Annotated in this window: 17 protein-coding genes; 6 read left to right on the forward strand and 11 right to left on the reverse strand. The window is 72.4% G+C overall.

Features of this window, described 5'->3' with window-relative positions; all coding sequences use genetic code 11:
- Positions 1-182 precede the first annotated feature (182 nt).
- Entirely contained in the window at positions 183-1412 is a 1230-nt protein-coding gene (locus tag HTZ77_RS30710; protein ID WP_175593193.1) for a Rossmann-fold NAD(P)-binding domain-containing protein, read from the reverse strand.
- 140 nt (positions 1413-1552) lie between these two features.
- On the opposite strand from HTZ77_RS30710, the gene HTZ77_RS30715 reads away from it, so the two are divergent.
- Positions 1553-2050 (forward strand): MarR family winged helix-turn-helix transcriptional regulator, encoded by a 498-nt coding sequence (locus HTZ77_RS30715; RefSeq protein WP_175593194.1) that lies wholly within the window; start codon positions 1553-1555, stop codon positions 2048-2050.
- A gap of 37 nt (positions 2051-2087) precedes the next feature.
- On the opposite strand, the gene HTZ77_RS30720 is transcribed toward HTZ77_RS30715, so the two are convergent.
- The gene (locus HTZ77_RS30720) at positions 2088-2909 is read right to left on the reverse strand and encodes a class I SAM-dependent methyltransferase (RefSeq protein WP_175593195.1); all 822 of its coding nucleotides are present in this window, start codon (positions 2907-2909) and stop codon (positions 2088-2090) included.
- A 185-nt stretch (positions 2910-3094) separates the two neighbouring features.
- Between HTZ77_RS30720 and HTZ77_RS30725 the strand changes: the two genes are divergently transcribed.
- Positions 3095-3451, forward strand: a complete 357-nt coding sequence (locus tag HTZ77_RS30725; protein ID WP_175593303.1) for an NUDIX domain-containing protein — start codon at positions 3095-3097, stop codon at positions 3449-3451.
- 22 nt (positions 3452-3473) lie between these two features.
- Here the strand turns inward: HTZ77_RS30725 and HTZ77_RS30730 are convergent, their stop codons facing one another.
- On the reverse strand, positions 3474-4685 hold the full coding sequence (locus HTZ77_RS30730; protein ID WP_175593196.1) for an FAD-dependent monooxygenase: 1212 nt from the start codon (positions 4683-4685) through the stop codon (positions 3474-3476).
- A gap of 103 nt (positions 4686-4788) precedes the next feature.
- Here HTZ77_RS30730 and HTZ77_RS30735 point away from each other — a divergent pair, with 103 nt between their 5' ends.
- The gene (locus tag HTZ77_RS30735; RefSeq protein ID WP_175593197.1) at positions 4789-5247 is read left to right on the forward strand and encodes a MarR family winged helix-turn-helix transcriptional regulator; all 459 of its coding nucleotides are present in this window, start codon (positions 4789-4791) and stop codon (positions 5245-5247) included.
- Positions 5248-5357: 110 nt separating this feature from the next.
- On the opposite strand, the gene HTZ77_RS30740 is transcribed toward HTZ77_RS30735, so the two are convergent.
- The 3 genes from HTZ77_RS30740 to HTZ77_RS30750 all read right to left on the reverse strand — a co-directional run bounded on the left by HTZ77_RS30740 (position 5358) and on the right by HTZ77_RS30750 (position 7491).
- Positions 5358-5741, reverse strand: a complete 384-nt coding sequence (locus HTZ77_RS30740) for a peptidase inhibitor family I36 protein (RefSeq protein ID WP_175593198.1) — start codon at positions 5739-5741, stop codon at positions 5358-5360.
- An 88-nt stretch (positions 5742-5829) separates the two neighbouring features.
- Entirely contained in the window at positions 5830-6729 is a 900-nt protein-coding gene (locus HTZ77_RS30745) for a hypothetical protein (protein WP_205303946.1), read from the reverse strand.
- A 72-nt stretch (positions 6730-6801) separates the two neighbouring features.
- A complete protein-coding gene (locus HTZ77_RS30750) occupies positions 6802-7491 on the reverse strand; it encodes a DUF4097 family beta strand repeat-containing protein (RefSeq protein ID WP_175593199.1) in 690 nt (229 codons plus the stop codon).
- Between the two features lie 215 nt (positions 7492-7706).
- On the opposite strand from HTZ77_RS30750, the gene HTZ77_RS30755 reads away from it, so the two are divergent.
- The gene (locus HTZ77_RS30755; RefSeq protein ID WP_175593200.1) at positions 7707-8165 is read left to right on the forward strand and encodes a hypothetical protein; all 459 of its coding nucleotides are present in this window, start codon (positions 7707-7709) and stop codon (positions 8163-8165) included.
- 10 nt (positions 8166-8175) lie between these two features.
- Here HTZ77_RS30755 and hisC read toward each other — a convergent pair whose 3' ends face one another.
- From hisC to pdhA, 4 genes are read right to left on the reverse strand one after another with little or no spacing between them, the layout of a single operon-like run.
- On the reverse strand, positions 8176-9228 hold the full coding sequence (hisC, locus tag HTZ77_RS30760; RefSeq protein ID WP_175593201.1) for a histidinol-phosphate transaminase: 1053 nt from the start codon (positions 9226-9228) through the stop codon (positions 8176-8178).
- A 40-nt stretch (positions 9229-9268) separates the two neighbouring features.
- Complete coding sequence (locus HTZ77_RS30765) at positions 9269-10735, reverse strand: dihydrolipoamide acetyltransferase family protein (RefSeq protein WP_175593202.1); 1467 nt, start codon at positions 10733-10735, stop codon at positions 9269-9271.
- Positions 10732-11748 (reverse strand): alpha-ketoacid dehydrogenase subunit beta, encoded by a 1017-nt coding sequence (locus HTZ77_RS30770; RefSeq protein ID WP_175593203.1) that lies wholly within the window; start codon positions 11746-11748, stop codon positions 10732-10734. Before HTZ77_RS30770 ends, HTZ77_RS30765 begins: the two co-directional genes overlap by 4 nt.
- A 1-nt stretch (position 11749) precedes the next feature.
- Positions 11750-12826 (reverse strand): pyruvate dehydrogenase (acetyl-transferring) E1 component subunit alpha, encoded by a 1077-nt coding sequence (pdhA, locus tag HTZ77_RS30775; protein ID WP_175593204.1) that lies wholly within the window; start codon positions 12824-12826, stop codon positions 11750-11752.
- A gap of 119 nt (positions 12827-12945) precedes the next feature.
- On the opposite strand from pdhA, the gene HTZ77_RS30780 reads away from it, so the two are divergent.
- Both HTZ77_RS30780 and HTZ77_RS30785 read left to right on the forward strand, forming a co-directional pair.
- Positions 12946-13437, forward strand: coding sequence for an Lrp/AsnC family transcriptional regulator (locus tag HTZ77_RS30780; protein ID WP_235995420.1), 492 nt, complete (start codon positions 12946-12948; stop codon positions 13435-13437).
- Positions 13438-13632: 195 nt separating this feature from the next.
- Positions 13633-14370: a VOC family protein gene (locus HTZ77_RS30785; RefSeq protein ID WP_175593205.1), complete on the forward strand. Its 738-nt coding sequence runs from the start codon at positions 13633-13635 to the stop codon at positions 14368-14370.
- Between the two features lie 79 nt (positions 14371-14449).
- Here HTZ77_RS30785 and HTZ77_RS30790 read toward each other — a convergent pair whose 3' ends face one another.
- Positions 14450-15241 (reverse strand): enoyl-CoA hydratase/isomerase family protein, encoded by a 792-nt coding sequence (locus HTZ77_RS30790; protein ID WP_175593206.1) that lies wholly within the window; start codon positions 15239-15241, stop codon positions 14450-14452.

The raw sequence follows: 15241 nt of genomic DNA on the forward strand, positions 1-15241 counted from the left end.
CCGCGTGTCGCCGGGCTGGTCCGCCCCCGTCCTACAGGCCGTGCCGCGATCCACTTCGACGTCGACGCCGCGGAAGGCCCGCTCGGCCTCGGCAAGGTCCCCGGCGGGCTGACCGGCGCCGAGGTGAACCGGATCGCGCGACTTGCGGGCGCGGCCGACGTGGTGGCCACCACGGTCGCCGATCAGTCCGACGGACTGCCGGTCCGCGCGGCTGTGGGTCGGCTCCCGAGCGCGGGCTCGTAATCGGGCAGGACGAGGGCGGTGTTCGCGGCGCGGCCCTCGCTGCCGGACGGCAGCGCCGCCTGGCCGCGCAACATCGCGTTCCGCGCGTCGAGGCGCTCCCGCGTGCGCGGGGCCACCACGCCGCCGCCCTCCGTGGCGAGGGCCTGGTTCCGCTCCACGAAGTCGCGGACCGTCTTCTCGTACGCCGCGAACGCCGTGACGTGGTCATCGTGGGTGGCCAGCTCGCCGGCCAGGACGTACGCCCCCACCAGCGACACGCTCGACCCCTGCCCTGACATGAACGACGTCGCGTAGGCGGCGTCGCCCACCAGGGCGACGCGACCGGCGGACCAGGCCGGCATGTGGATCTGGCTGACGACGTCGAAGAACAGGTCGTCGGCCGCGCGCATCGCCGCCACCATCCGCGGGACCTCCCACACCGTGTCGGGGAACGTCGAGGCCACGAGGTCGCGCTGCGCCTGCGGGGTGCGGAAGGCCGTGAACGGCGGTTCGTCCCGGGCGAAGGTCAGGAAGCCGTGCATCGGCTCGCCGGGATCGTGCGCGTAGAGGGCGGCGGCCCGGCCCGGAACGTTCCACAGCACTCCCTCGTGCGCGAGGCCGAGGTCGTTGGGCATGGTGAAGCCGGCGAAGCAGAAGCCGAGGTAGCGGTGGTAGCGCTCTTCCGGGCCGAAGGCCAGGGCGCGGGTGTTGGAGTGCAGCCCGTCGGCGCCGATCACCAGGTCGAACGCGCGCCGGACGCCGCTGTCGAAGGTGACCTCCACGTGGCCGCCGCGGTCGTCGAGAGTGGCGATGGAGTCGTCGAACAGGAACTCGACCTTGTCGCGGACCAGGTCGTAGAGGCAGTCGGCCAGGTCGCCCCTGCGTACTTCGAGGTCGAGGCCCTCGGCGCCGCCGGTGAAGGTCTCGGGGCGCAGGCCGGCGAGGACGGTGCCGTCGGCGTCGAGGAAGGTGATCCGGCGGGTGTCCACGTGGAGCCGCCGGAGAGGCGGGAGCAGGCCCATGCGTTCGACGACGTCGCGTGCGGTGCCGCGGATGTCGATGGCGTACCCTCCCCCGCGCAGGCGGGAGGCCTTCTCCACGACGGTGACCTCGAAGCCGTAGCGGTCCAGCCAGTACGCGAGCGACGGACCGGCGATGCTGGCCCCGGAGATGAGAATCGTGCGCTTCATGGGGGATCCTCCCTGGTCAGACCGATGGCAGCAATAGATGCATGCTTTAGGTATCCTTATTGCGGGCGCGGGGCGGCCACGAGCACCGCCCCGAACCCCACCATATAGATACATGTTTTAAGTATGCAACTGGAGCTGCGATGAACGCTGGGCCCGAGAGTCCCGCCGGTGGCGACGACGACCAGGTGCTGGCCGTGATGCCCCACCTCGCGCAGCTCAGCAACGCCATCAGCCGGGGCCGCCTGACCGAGCACGCCATGGAGTCCGCCGGGATCGAGGTGGACCGGCCGGCCTTCTCCGTCCTGGTCTCGGTGCACCTGACCGGCAGGCCGCTGCGGATCAGCGAGATCGCGGAGAAGATGCAGCTCGTCCAGCCGCACGTCACACGGCAGGTCCAGCAGTTGGAACGCCGCGGCCTGGTACGCCGCATCGGCGACCCGAACGACCGCCGCGTCAGCTACATCGAGCCGACCGACCAGGGCCGGGCGGCCGCCGACCGCTACGCGCGCACGCTCATCGGCTGGTTCACCGGCGCCATCTCCCACTGGTCCGAGCAGGACCGCGAAGACCTCGGCCGCCTGCTGGCCCGCTTCGCCGACGACGTCACGGCCCACCTGGCCACCCTGGAGGACACCTGACCGATCGGCGCGCTCGCCGTTCGGCCCGGCCAGGAGCTCACGCCTTCAGCGACGCGACGACCGCCATGGTCGTGTAGGGCAGGGTGAAGCCTCCTCCCGCCGCGTCGACGGCGGCCCCGACGGCTTCCAGCACCTCGGCCAACTGGTCCGGCGAGAGCCGGGTGAGTCCGCCCGTGGTGGGCAGCAGGTCGAGCCATTCGTCGCGGGTGTAGTGCTGCTCCCGGTCGAAGCGCCACTGTTCCGGCTCGCCGAACGCGCCGGCCTGCCGGATGCCCTCGCCGAACGTGGCGAACATCCGCTGGTAGATCTCCTGGGCCGACCTCGGCGGCCCGCCGCCGAACGGCGAGTCGGGCACCACGCGCCGCATCGCGGCGGCCAGCGCCTCCGTGATCGGGGCCGGGGCATCGTACGCGTGGGCGAACACCGCCAGCAGCCCGCCGGGCCGCAGCACCTGAGCCGCCTTGGCCGTGCCCGCGACCGGGTCCACCCAGTGCCAGGACTGACCGGCGACGACCGCGTCGAACGTGCGCCCGGCGGCGTCCCACTCCTCGAACGTGGCCACCTCGACCTCGACCCCGGTCCTGCGGGCGAACTCGGCCATCCGGGCGTCCGGCTCGACGCCCAGCACCTTGCAGCCGGCGGCCAGGAACTGCCGGGCTTCGATGCCGGTGCCGCAGCCGACGTCGACGACGTCGGGGCCGGGACTGGCGGCCACGATCCGCCGCACCAGGTCATCGGGATAGTCGAGTCGGGCCCGGTCGTAGCGCTCGGCGTCTACTCCGAACGACTCGGCCATCTGCCTGGCCTTGTGGGGGGCGTTCACGGGCGGCTGGGGTGGTTCTTGCGACATAGTGGGCATGCGCCCACTCTAGTGGGCGCACGCCCACTAGACAACCGGAACGGCCACCGGGACATGCCGGTACCTTCGGGCAGATGATCAGGAACCGCCCCACCGCACGAGTCGTCCTCGCCGACCCCGAAGATCGCGTGCTGATGTTCCGCTTCATCCCCCCTGCCCCTTGGCCGCGTGAGCCCGCGTGACATCTGCCCGGCGGCGGGATCGAGGCGGGCGAGTCGCCGGTCGAGGCGGCCGTCCGAGAGGTCCGCGAAGAGACCGGGTTCATCCTCGAACCCTTGGGCGTGGGCGAGCCGGTGGCCGTGAACGCGGGCGAGTGGTCCCTTCGAGGAAGCCGCTACTACACCGTGCACACGTACTTCTTCGCCCGGGTCGCCGAGGCGGACGCCTCCGGGACCAGGGACGACGGGTTCGGGCACCGATGGTGGACCCGGGACGAGCTCGACGCGACCACGGAGCGGATCTTTCCGCCCGGGCTGGCCGTCCTGCTGAACGACCTGTTCCAAGGAGTACGGCACGAGCGGCCCGTCACTCTCGACTGGTGAAGGGCCGTACGGCGCGCCCCCGTCATCCCCCCGATCGGACCGTGCGGTTCCAGTCGATGTGGTGGCGGAACATCCAGCTCATCTTCTCCATCTCCTGAGGGTCGTCGGCCTTGCGGAGGATGAACGGGAGGGCCAGGTCGCGGAGTGCGCGCCCGACAACGCCCTGCTTCTTGGTGTTGTTCATCCCGGCGCCCCACTTGACGATGCGCTCGACGCGTTCCCGGCGCAGCGCCTCGTAGCGGTCCAGCGCGGCGGGCACGGTGGGCAGGTCGCGCAGGCACTGAGCCAGGACGACCGCGTCCTCCGCGGCCATGGACGCCCCCTGCCCCGAGGACGGGGAGACCGCGTGGGCGGCGTCGCCGATCACCACCATGGCGCCGTCGTGCCAGGTGGGGACGGTCGGGAGGTCGTACTGGTTGGTCAGGCCGAAGTCGCCGGCGGTGTCGCGGACGATCTGCGCGGCCGGGCTGTCGTCGACGGCCAGCAGCTCGACCAGCCGAGCCCTGAGGTCGGCGGTGGTCAGCCGGCGCAGGTCGGTGCGGGACGGCTCCCGGCTCGCGGGCGGGTTGGCGAACCACCACAGCTCACCGTCGGGGGCGACGGTGTAGCCGAAGAAGCAGTCCCGGCCCCAGACCATCACGTAGTCGCCGGGCTCGGCGTCGACGTCCGCTGTACGGGTGAAGCCGCCGGTGTTGCCGAGGCCGGTGTAGCGCGGGCCGGGGTTGGCCGGGTCGATGGCGGTGCGGGCGACCGAGTGGACGCCGTCCGCGCCGATCAGCACGTCCCCTTCGGCGCTGGTGCCGTCGGCGAAGTGGGCGCGGACGCCGCCGCCGGGCAGTCTCTCGGCGCGGACCAGGCGCTTGCCGTGCTGGATGGGGATGCCGCGGTCGGCGACCAGCTTGTACAGGCCGCGGTAGAGGTCGGCGCGGCGGATGGTGTGGGTGCCGGCGCCGTCGTCCGGCATCGGGCCCAGCGGGACCGAGCCCAGGCGCTTGCCGCTGCCGCTGCGGAACTGGATGTGGCCGCTGGGGAAGCCCGCCTCCAGCACGACGGGGTGGGCGTCCACCGCGCGCAGCGCGTCCACGCCGTTGACGGCGACGGTCAGGTAGACGCCGTGGGTCAGGCCCGCGCTCTCGTCGTACGCCTCGAAGAGCTCGGGCGCGAGGCCGGCCTTCTGCGCTGCCAGCGCCGCCACGGTCCCCGCGACCCCGCCGCCGATGATCAGAACACGCATCGTGCACCTCCATTTATTTCGTTCGGCCGTACGAAACATAAGTCCGCGCAACGATGGGCGTCAAGTGGTTCGTTCGACCGAACAAAGTAGGTACTCTGGCGTCATGACAGACCGGGACGAGCTGCTGGGCCGGCTTTTCACGGCGGGGCGCGAGCTGAGCAACGCGGCGGTGATGTTCCACACCGCCCTGGCCGCGCACCAGGGCCTCACCGCCACCGAGGAGAAGGCCCTCGACCTGCTGGAGCGCCTCGGTCCGCTGACCGCGCGGCAACTGGGCGAGCGCTCGGGGCTGGCTCCGGCGTCGGTGACCGGGCTGATCGACCGCCTGGAGCGCAAGGGGTTCGCCCGCCGCGTCCGCAACCCCGAGGACAAGCGCAGCGTCCTGGTGGAAACCGTTCCCGACCGCCTCGCCGCGCTCGCTCCGCTGTTCGACGACTACGTGGCGTCGCTGACGGAGCTGGTCACCCGTTACGACGATCGGGAGCTGGCCGCGATCGTCGACTTCCTCGGCGAGGCCGCCGCCCGCCAGCGGCAGTCGACCCACCGCCTGCTGGACGGCTAGGCGGGCGCCTCACCGGCGAGAACGCGTCGTCCCCACCCCCGGCGCCCGCGCCGGAGGTGGGGCGACGGCCGGGCAGACGGTCCCGGGCACCCGCGTTCCCGGGAGAAGGACTACGGCCGGACCGGCTTGACGGAGCTCGTCTTGTTGTCGAACCCGTTGTTCGTCAGGTCGCTGTCCGACGACCGCGGCCTCGCCGCGTAGCCGTAGGCGCCGGAGCAGTTGGCGCTGTCGTAGAACTGCACCCTCGCGCCCGAGGGGTTGCGCATGGAGCTCGCCTTGTTGTTCAGGCTGAGCGACCGCACGCACACGTTGTAGTCGCCGAAGACGAACTCCTCCTCGGCGCCGCTGTAGTCGTCGTGCTCGTACAGGCAGAAGTCGCTGGCACAGGAGCTGGCGAGCCGCCCGGCGTCGGCCTGGGCAGTGGAACCGACCCCGATCAGGCTGGTCAGAGCCAGCGCCACGACACCGGCCCTGCGCATGGTCTGTCGCTTCATATCCACCTCGTCGTTCGAAGATCGTAATCGGCGCAAGATCCTAGCTGTCCGGTGTGCGGCTTCGGCGCGGAATCGGCCGAGGGGCCGGTCAGCCGCGGGCGAGGACGGCGCGCGCGGCCGCGAGCTGCTGGTCCTTGGTGGCCCGCAGCGCCCGGAACGCGGCCGGGTGAGCGTCGACGGCATCGTCCTGGATGCGTCTCTCCACGGCGGCCCAGGCGGGGACGAGGCCGGTCCTCTCCTTGCACCGCACGTCCGCCCGCGCGGCGCGGATCTCCTCCTGGGAGGCCGGGCCGTCGGTCATCCACCGCCGGTCGGTGATGGCGGCGAGCGGATCGGCGTACTGCCGGCCCTGCTCCCGCATGCACGCGCTCCAGGCCCGGAACACCCGGACGACGCGCGGATCCCGCTGGGACTGGGCGAAGGTCTCCGAGATGAGCCGGTTGAACAGGGCCTCGTCGACCTGCGGGGTGCCCTGCTCCAGGTGCGAGCGCGCCTGTTCCAGGCAGCCGTCCTTCTCGCCGTACGCGGCCCGCTGTTCCTCCGCCGACAGGCGCCGCGCACGGCTGTCGCGCGCGGCGGCGCGCCGGGCCACGGTAGGACGGTCCGGCGGGGAGTGATAGCCGAAGAGGCGGGCCACCTCCGGCTCGACGACACCGTAGCGACGGCGGTTGGGCGGCTCCAGGTCCTCCGCCGCGCTCCGCGGCAGCACTTCCCACGCCATGCCCCGCCGCCGCATGCAGTCGCGGACGAGGATCTCCTCGGCGCCCTCGAGGAGGCTGATGTCCGCGGTGGAGAAGTTGTACCGGTCGAACGGGATCGACAGCTCGCGCGCCTCCACTCCCGGCGGCGGCACCGCGACCCGCGTCGGCGCCTCCGTCGTCGCCGCCGCCGAAGTCGTCGCCCCGGTCGAAGTCGTCGCCGGCGTCGAACAGGCGGCCGTCGCCGCGGTCAGGAGGACCCCGACCGCTCCCCACAGCCGAAGCCGCACGCAGACCTCGCTTCCATGGCACCGGGATCGCTGAAGATCATAGTCATGGCCGGGAGATCCGCGATGATCCGGTCAGCCGGCCGACACGGTCACGTCTCCGGAGTCGGCGGTCACCGAGATCTTGTGCGGTGAGGAGTTGTCGTCCTTGACCGAGACGTGCTCGTCACCGGAATCCACCCTGGTGCTCACGTCATAGCTCCCGTCGGGAACGGTGAGCACGGCGTCGCCCGAGTCGACCGACAGCTCGACACTGTCGGGCGCGACCGCGTACCGCAGGTCGATGTTGCCCGACTCCGCCTCCGCGAGAATCCTCTTGCCGCCCAGGCCGTTGCCCTTGATGTCGCCGGAGTCGGCCTTGAGGTCCAGAGGACCGGTCAGTGACCTGAGCGTCAGGTCGCCCGAACCGGCGTCCAAGTCGACCTGCAGCCCCTTGGGGATCTCCACCTGGTAGTCCACCCCGCAGGAGCCCCACGACCTCTGGCAGTCGTAGTACACCGACAGCGTGTCGCCCGCCACCTTGTGCTCGGCCCGCGGCTTGTCGTTGCTCCAGTGGAGCGTCTCGGTCACGCTGACATACGCCACGTCCGACTCGGTGACGGCCACATCACCGCTCCCGCTCCTGAGATGGAGCTTCTGCACCTTGTCCTTGACCTGGTAGGTGACGGTGTCCTTGTGCGCAGGGCCGGCGATGCCGTCCAGGCCGCACCCCGTCAGCAGCACCGCCGAGGCCAGCAGCCCGCCCGCAATCGCAATGATCTTCATGGTGGTCCATCATGTCCGGCGGCACCCGGGCCTGCATCAGGGATGCCCCCGACGGCTCCCCGAGGGAACCCTCAGCCGCCGCTCAGGCGGGAAGCCGTCATCCCCCGACATGCATGCGGACTGTAGCCGCCGTGCAAGCGGCATCTGCTCGACTACCCCATCGGAACGGACGAGGCCGGCCCACCCGGGTCCGCCCATCAGCGTGAGGATGAAGGATGGCATCGATCGTCTTCGGGGCATTCGCCGTCATCGGACTGATCGTGGCCGTGGTGCTGTTCCTCGTGTTGAGGCGGAAGCCGCACACCCGGGCCGGGGCGTACGTCAGCGCGGCGTTCGTCCTCCTGGCCTCGGGGATGCTCGCCATGGGCTCCATCTCGTTCGCGAGCCTGGAGTCGGCCGGGCTGCGGACCTTCACGCCGGAGGAGCGCGCCGCGGCGGTGCGCTGCGACGCGGCGGTCCTGGGGGCCGAGCAGACGTCCAACAAGCTCAACGGACGCTACGTCTGGCTGTTGCGGCTCCGCGTGGCCCCGCAGACCGGCAGCCCGTACGAGATCGAGCGCACGGCCCGGCTCACCTCCTCCATGGGGGAACGCCTGGAGCGGGGCGATGCCGTGCTCTCCTGCCTGGTGGACCCCGCCGACCACACCCGGATCGAGATCGCGGACCTGGCCTGAGCCCACCGGATCACCTACGCTCCCGCCAGGTCCCGGCCAGCGCGAGGAAGGCCGCGTTCTCCTCCGGCAGACCCACCGTCACCCGTACGCCCTCCCCCGGGAACGCCCGCACGATGACCCCGTCGCCGTGGCAGTGCTCGGCGAAGGGCGCGCTGTCCCGCCCGAGCGGCAGCCACAGGAAGTTGGCCTGGGATCGCGGCACGTCATAGCCGAGGGCCCGCAGCTCAGCGGTGACGCGGTCGCGCTCCGCGACGGTGAGGGCGACCCGCCTGTCCACCTCGTCGTGCTCCCCGAGCGCCGCGATGGCCGCCTCCTGGGCGAGGGCGCTCACGCTGAAGGGCGTCTGCGTCTTGCGGACCTGGGCGATGATCTCCGGCGGCCCGACGCAGTAGCCGACACGCAGCCCGGCCAGCGCGTACGCCTTGGAGAAGGTCCTGAGCACGACGACGTTCGGCCGGTCGCCGAAGAGCGCGAGCGCGTCCGGCACGACGGACGGGTCGGCGTACTCGTGGTAGGCCTCGTCGACGGCGATCAGCACGTTCCCGGGCATCCGGTCCACGAAGGCGCGCAGGGCGGCCTCGTCGACGGGCGTGGAGGTGGGGTTGTTCGGGTTGCAGACGAACACCAGCCTGGTCCGCGGGGTGACGGCCGCCGCCATGCCCGCGAGGTCCTGGACGTGGTCGCGCAGCGGCACCCGTACGGGGACTCCGCCCGCCACCGTGGTCAGGATCGGGTACGCCTCGAACGACCGCCACCCGAAGACCACCTCGCTGCCCGGCTCGCACACCGTGTGCAGGATCTGCCCGCACACCTCGGACGAGCCCGCGCCCACGGCGATGCGGTCGGGGCTCACCCCGTGCCGCGCGGCCAGCGCCTCCAGCAGGCGGGTGGCCCCCATGTCCGGGTACCGGGACAGGCCGCCGGTCAGCTCGGCCAGGCGGGCGGCGACGTTCGGCAGCAGTCCGTACGGGCACTCGTTGCTGGCCAGGACGACGGCCCCCGGCGACTTGCGTCCCGGCACGTACGACTGGAGGTCGAGCAGGGACGAGCGTACGTCGACCACCTGATCTCACTTCCTTTCCATGGGTTCGTGGGCCGCCGCGCTAGACGTGGGCGACCAGGACGGCGGGGTTCTCCACGCAGTCGGCCACGAAGCGCAGGAAGCCGCCGGCCGCGCCGCCGTCGCAGACCCGGTGGTCGAAGGTGAAGGACAACTGGGTGACCTTGCGCGGCACGACCGCGCCGTCCGTCACCCACGGGCGGTCGATGATGCGGCCGACGCCGAGGAGCGCCGCCTCGGGGTGGTTGATGATCGGGGTGGATCCGTCCACGCCGAAGACGCCGTAGTTGTTGAGCGTGAACGTGCCCCCGGTCAGCGCCGCCGGAGGCAGCGCGCCCTCGCGGGCCAGGCCGGTGAGCCTCGTCAGCTCGGCGGCGAGCTGCGCGGTCGTCATCAGGTGCGCGTCGCGCACCACCGGCACGACCAGGCCGCGATCGGTCTGGGCGGCGAAGCCGAGGTTGACGTGACCGTGCCGGACGATCTCGGCGCGGGCGGTGTCGACCGAGGAGTTCAGCTCGGGGAAGCGGACCAGGCCGGCCACGCAGATGCGGGCCAGCAGCGCGAGCAGCCCGATGCCGAGGTCCGGGCGGTCGCGCCGGAGCGCGTCCTTGACCGCGAGCAGGCCGGTGGCGTCGGCGTCCACCCAGGTCGTGGCGTCGGGGATCTCGGTGCGGCTGCGGCTCAGCTTGTCGGCCACCGCCCGCCGCAGTCCGCGCAGGGGGATGCGCTCGGCCCGGAGCCCGGCGCTCCCGGTCGCGCCGGACGCCGCCTCGGCCGCGCGCGCCGCCGTCCCAGGCGCGCCCGACGCCGACAGCGGGGCCGTCGGGGCGGTGGTGTGGTCGGCGACACCGCGGTCAGAGATGGTGCGGTCAGAGATGGTGCGGTCGGCGATGGCACGGTTGCCGATGGAACGGTCGGCGATGGCGCGTTCGACGTCGCGGCGGAGGATCACACCGCGGGGTCCGGTGGGGCTGACCTCGCTGAGGTCCAGTCCGTGCTCCTGGGCGATCCTGCGCACGAGCGGTGAGATCACCCGAGGCGCGTGTGGCCCGTTCGGTGTCCGGCCGGCGCTCTCGGGAGCCGGCCGCGAGTCACGCCCGCCGGGCGTCTGGCCGGGACTCTCGGGAGCCTTCGGGGAGGCGCCGCGGCGGCGTCGGCCGGTGCGGGCGTGCCCGGTGCCGTAGCCGATGAGGACATTTCCGGATCCGGCGCGTTCCTCTTCCCGGTAACGGGCTGCCGCCGGGTCCTCGTCCCCAGGAGACCCGGCGTCCGCCGGGCCGACCTCGATGAGCGGCTCCCCCACCGACAGGACGGCCCCCGCCGGGGCGTTCAGGCTCAGCACCGTCCCCGCGTACGGGACGGGCACCTCCACCGCCGCCTTGGCGGTCTCGACCTCCACCACGATCTGGTCGATCTCGACGGTGTCCCCGACGGCGACCTTCCAGTCGACGATCTCGGCCTCCGTCAGCCCCTCGCCCAGGTCGGGCAGGCGGAACACGTTCCGCGTCATGACGCCTCCCCGGCCAGGTGCAGCAGATCGGGCTCGTCGTCGAACTGGAGCCGGTCCACCGCGTCCAGCACGCGGTCGGCGTCCGGCAGGTGCGAGTGTTCGAGGATCGGCGGCGGGTACGGGATGTCGAACCCGGTGACACGCAGCACCGGCGCCGCCAGCGAGTGGAAGCATCGCTCCTGCACGCGGGCCGCGATCTCCGCGCCCACCCCGGCGAACCCCTGGGCCTCCTGGATCACCACGCAGCGCCCGGTCTTGCGCACGGAGGCCACGACGGTCGCGTCGTCGAACGGGACGATCGTCCGCAGGTCCACCACCTCCAGGTCGCGGCCCTCCCGGGCCGCGGCCTCGGCGGCCTCGAGCGCCACCGGGACGGTCGGCCCGTAGGCGACCAGGGTCGCGTCGCCGCCCTCGCGCAGCACCGCCGCCCGGCCGAACCCCGCCGCGCGCCGGTCCCCGGCCGAGGTCTCGCCCTTGGACCAGTACAGGCGCTTGGGCTCCATGAAGATCACCGGGTCGGGGTCGGCGATGGCGTCGCGCAGCAGCCAGTACGCGTCGTCGGCCGTCGCGGGGGTCACGACCTTCAGGCCGGGCGTGTGCGCGTAGTAGGCCTCGCTGGAGTCGCAGTGGTGCTCGACGCCGCCGATGCCGCCCGCGTACGGGATCCTGATCACCATCGGCAGCGACAGCCGCCCGCGCGTCCGGTTGCGCAGCTTGGCCACGTGCGAGGCGATCTGCTCGAAGGCCGGGTAGGCGAACGCGTCGAACTGCATCTCGATCACCGGCCGGAAGCCGCCCATGGCCAGCCCCACGGCCAGGCCCACGATGCCCGCCTCGGCCAGCGGCGTGTCGAAGCACCGCTCCTCGCCGAACTCCTTGGTCAGCCCGTCGGTGATGCGGAAGACGCCGCCCAGCGGGCCCACGTCCTCGCCGAAGACGAGGACGCGCTCGTCCTCGCGCAGCGCGTCCCGGAGGGCGGCGTTCAGCGCCTGCGCCATGCTCAGCGTGGTCATCTCAGTCCTCCAGTTCGGACGCAAGGAGGGCCCGCTGCTCGCGCAACTGGGGCGTGGCCTCGGCGAAGACGTGCTCGAACAGCTCGTACGGATCGGCCTCCGGGTCGGCGTTCATGTCCTCACGCACCCGGGCGGCGAACTTCTCGGCGGCCTCGTGCGCCGCCTCGACGGCGTCCGCGCCGAGGACGCCGCGCCCGCGCAGGTAGGTCTCCAGGCGGGCGAGCGGGTCGGCCGCCTCCCACTGCTCGACCTCCTGCTTCTCCCGGTAGCGGGAGGCGTCGTCGGCGTTGGTGTGGGGGTCCATGCGGTACGTGTGCGCCTCCACCAGGAAGGGGCCGCCGCCGGTCCGCGCGTGCTCCACGGCCGCGTCGAGGACGGACAGCACCGCGACCAGGTCGTTGCCGTCCACCTGCTCGGAGCGGATGCCGTACCCGATGCCCTTGTACGCGAGCGCGGGCGCGGCGCTCTGCTTGGCCAGCGGCACGGAGATCGCGTACTTGTTGTTCTGCACGAAGAACACGACGGGCGCGTGCAGGACCGCGGCGTAGTTCAGCGCCTCGTGGAAGTCGCCCTCGCTGGTACCGCCGTCGCCGATGAAGGCCATGACCACGCCGTCCTCGCCCTTGCGGCGCAGGGCGTCCGCCATGCCGACCGCGTGGATGGTCTGGGTGGCCAGCGGGGTGCACTGGGGCGCGACCCGGGTCGCGGCGGGGTCGTACCCGCAGTGCCAGCCGCCCCGCAGCAGGGTCAGCACCTCGACGGGGTCGAGGCCGCGCGAGACCAGCGCCACCGAGTCCCGGTAGGTCGGGAACAGCCAGTCGTCCTCGCGCAGCGCGAGCACCCCGGCGATCTGGCAGGCCTCCTGCCCGCGGCTGGACGGGTAGACCGCCAGGCGCCCCTGCTTGGTCAGCGCGGTCGCCTGGCGGTCGAAGCGGCGGCCCACGACCATCCGGCGGAACGCCTCCAGCAGCCGCTCCTCCTCCGGCACCTGGTAGCCGGTGGGCGGCTGGACGGCCGTGCCGTCCTCGGCGACGAAGCGCACCGGCACGGGTGAGGGCAGAAGGACGTCGACGGACATGCGACGCTCACTTTCTCTGGACGTTTGTCAGGGAAAGCGTCCGCGCATGGAGCCAGACGTTCAAGACATCAGGCATGATGAGCGACAAAGAGGTTGAAACCCGGATTTTGGAGGGCCAATTGTCGTTCAACGACGGCGCCGGAGAGGGGCCGGCGGGACATTCGGCCGCACCCCTGGACGGGGTGGACCGGTCGATCATCGCCGAACTGCGGCGGGACGGCCGGATCTCGATGCGCACCCTCGCCGAGCGCGTGCACGTCTCCCGGGCCAACGTCTACGCCCGGATCACCCGGTTGATGGACGCCGGGGTGATCACCGGCTTCACGGCGCGGGTCGCCCCGCACCGGGCCGGCCTCGGGACCAGCGCGTACGTCTCGCTCACCATCGAGCAGAACTCCTGGCGCGCGGTGTCGGCCCGGCTCCGGGAGACCCCGTACGTCGAGCACTTCTCCCTGCTCGGCGGCGACTACGACGTCCTGGCCCTGGTCAGGACCCCGGACAACGCGACCCTGCGACACGTGGTGCTGGAGCTCATCCAGGACATCCCGGGCGTGCGCGCCACCCGGACGTGGCTGGTGTTCGAGGAGGCCCGCGGCGCGGGAGCCGAGTGAGCGGCCAGCGCGCCCGGAGCGCCGCGTACTCGCCGAGCAGCGCCTCCAGGCGCCGCACCATGAACGTGTCGTACTCGTGCATCTCGGACATGCGGGCGCGCTGCCGCGTCGCCGGCCATGCCCGCCTTCCTCGCCTGGGCCATTAAACTCGCGTGGCGAGCATAAAGGGCGGGCCGGGCGCATAGGATCGGCGACATGGCTTTGAGGCTTGTTCATCTCGCGCTGGACGCCGGGGACGACTCGGCGCTCGGCCGGTTCTGGGCGGAGGCGCTCGGCTGGGACGTCGCCGGCGACGAACCCGGCGAGACCGACGTCCAACCCGAGGGCTTCACCTATCCCGACCCCGTCGCCGTCTGCCTGGCCGTCCTCGCCGTGCCGGAACCCAAAACGGTGAAGAACCGCGTGCACATCGACCTCGCCACCACCTCCGCGGCCCACCAGGCGGACCTGGTCGCGCGCCTGCGGGCTCTCGGCGCGACGCCGGTCGACGTGGGCCAGGGCGACGTCCCCTGGACGGTCCTCGCCGACCCGGAGGGCAACGAGTTCTGCGTGCTGGAGCCTCGGGAGATCTACCGGGACACCGGGCCGATGGCCGCGGTGGTGGTCGACTGCGCGGACCCGCGGGCCATGGCCCGGTTCTGGGGCGAGGCCATGGACTGGACCGTGCACGAGGTCACCGACGATCAGGCGACGCTGCGCTCCGCCAAGGCGGTCGGGCCCTGTCTCGAATTCCTCCGCACGCCCGGCGCGAAGACCGTGAAGAACCGCCTCCATCTCGACCTGCGACCGTACCCCGGCGACGACCAGGCGGCGGAGGTGGCCCGGCTGAGGGCCCTCGGCGCCACCGACCTCGACGTCGGCCAGGGCGACGTGTCGTGGACGGTCCTCGCCGACCCCGAGGGCAACGAGTTCTGCGTCCTCACCCCACGCTGAGCCGCTTCGGCGTCGACGACGAGATCGCGGCCCCGCGGCAGAAACGGCGGAGGGCCCGACGGGTCGGGCCCTCCGCGGTTCAGCGTCCCTCGAAGGCGGGTTTGCGTTTGTCGAGGAACGCCTCCACCGCGCCCGCGTGGTCGGCGGTCAGCCCGAGGCGGGCCTGGGCGTGCGCCTCGGCGGTGAGCGCCGCGCCGAGGTCCTGGTCCCAGGCCCGCGCGATCAGCCGCTTGGACTCGGCGTAGGCGGCGGTCGGCCCGGCGGCGAGCCTGGCCGCCAGCTCACGCGCCACCGCCCCGACCTCCTCGCGCGGGACGACGCGGCCCGAGATCCCCCACTCCACCGCCTGCCGGGCGCCGAACGACTCGCCGAGCAGGACCAGCTCCTTGGCCCTGGCCTCGCCGACCGCCCGGACGAGCGTCAGGGACAGCCCGGAGTCGCAGGTCAGCCCGATGGCCGTGAACGCCGTGGCGAAGACGGCCTCCTCCGCAAGCACCCGCAGGTCGCAGGCCAGGGCGAGGGCCAGGCCGGCGCCGACGCAGGTGCCGTTGACGGCGGCGACGACCGGCTTGCCCATGGTGGCCAGCAGCCGGATGATCGGCGCGTAGTCCTCCTCGACGGTGTCGAAGGCGTGCCCGGCGTCCGAGCGGAGGGCAGCCGCGTGCTCGGCGAGATCCTGGCCGACGCAGAAGGCACTGCCCGCCCCGGTCAGCAGCACGGCGCGGACGGCGTCGTCGGCCGCGACCTCCTCCAGCGCCCGGCGCAGCGCCGTCTTCAGCGCGCCGTCCAGCGCGTTGCGGCGGTCCGGGCGGTCGAGGGTCAGCACGGCGACGGCGCCGTCATGCTCCAGCAGGAGGGACGCGCTGTCCAC

It is taken from the genome of Nonomuraea montanisoli (genome assembly GCF_013363975.1).
Classification (GTDB): Bacteria; Actinomycetota; Actinomycetes; order Streptosporangiales; family Streptosporangiaceae; genus Nonomuraea; species Nonomuraea montanisoli.